Raw genomic sequence first — 1142 nt, 5'->3', positions numbered from 1 at the left:
AAAGGCGATCACATGGGCGCCACGGGACAGCGCCTTGGCGATTTCCACCAATTGGCGCTGGCCCAGGGACAGGCGCCCGAGTTTCTCGTCGGGGTCGATTTCATCGGCCAGGCCCTTGAGGCAGGCCAGGGCCTGCTTGCGCAGCAGGCTCCGGTTGACCACGCCAAAGCGCGTGGGCAAATGCCCGAGGAACAGGTTCTCGGCCACGCTCATTTCCGGCACCAGATGCAGCTCCTGGTGAATCACCGCCACACCGCTGGCGATGCTGTCGGCGGCGCATTTGAAGGCCATGGTCTGCGCGCCGATCTGCACCGTACCGCTGGACGGAATGTAGGCGCCGCCGAGGATTTTCAGCAGGGTCGACTTGCCGGCGCCGTTCTCACCCATCAGCGCGTGCACCTGCCCCGGGTGGGCGGTGAAGCAAATGCCATCCAGCGCCTTGACCCCGGGAAAGGTCTTGCCGATGCCTTCAAACCGCAGGGCCGCAGCGGTCATTTCCACAGCCCGATCTTGGTCAGTTCCGCCTGGAAGTTTTCACGGGTAATCAGCGTCACTTCGTCCATGGCCGTGTATTTCGGCGGCTCGGTGCCCTGGGTAACCCACTCGTACATCATCTCAGCGCTTTTGTAGCCTTCAATGTGCGGGCTGGGCAGCATCGAGCCGAAGAAGCCGCTGTTGGCTTTCTTCAATTCGCCGATGGCGTCGGTGCCATTGATGCCGATACCAATCACATTGGCTGCGGCGAAACCGGCACTTTCGGTGGCGCGCACGCCGCCGAGCACGGTGTTGTCGTTCATGCCGCCGATGATCAGGTTCTTCGCGCTACCCGGCAGCTTGACCAGTGCCGAGTTGGTGGCGTCCATGCTGCCTGGCACGTCGAGGGTTTTCAGCGGGGCGGTGAGGATGTGATCTTTAGGAATGCCAGCCTCTTCCAGCGACTTGATCGAGCCGTCGGTGCGCTTCTTGCCGGTGTCGAGCTCGTTGAAGGTGTTGATCACCGCGTAGGTGTCCTTCCAGTCCCAACCACGTTTTTTCGCTTCGGCGGCCATGGCGGCGCCTTGCTTCTGGCCGACTTCAAACGCGGCCATGCCCAGGTACGGCACGTCTTCCATGAAGTTGCCCTTGGCATCGACAAAGCGGTC

The 1142-nt window shown here is 62.1% G+C and carries 1 protein-coding gene and 1 pseudogene; both read right to left on the bottom strand.

Annotation, left to right across the window (positions count from 1 at the left end):
* Positions 1 to 495 (bottom strand): ATP-binding cassette domain-containing protein (locus APH41_RS25050; RefSeq protein WP_156359094.1); only part of this gene is annotated, 495 nt, incomplete at its 3' end.
* Positions 492 to 1142, bottom strand: a pseudogene (locus APH41_RS25045) (arabinose ABC transporter substrate-binding protein); the annotation flags it as partial. The gene APH41_RS25050 and the pseudogene APH41_RS25045, both read right to left, overlap by 4 nt.

It is taken from the genome of Pseudomonas sp. NBRC 111138, from assembly GCF_001320835.1.
Lineage (GTDB): Bacteria > Pseudomonadota > Gammaproteobacteria > Pseudomonadales > Pseudomonadaceae > Aquipseudomonas > Aquipseudomonas paracarnis.
This window is presented reverse-complemented; position numbering and strand designations above follow the sequence as displayed.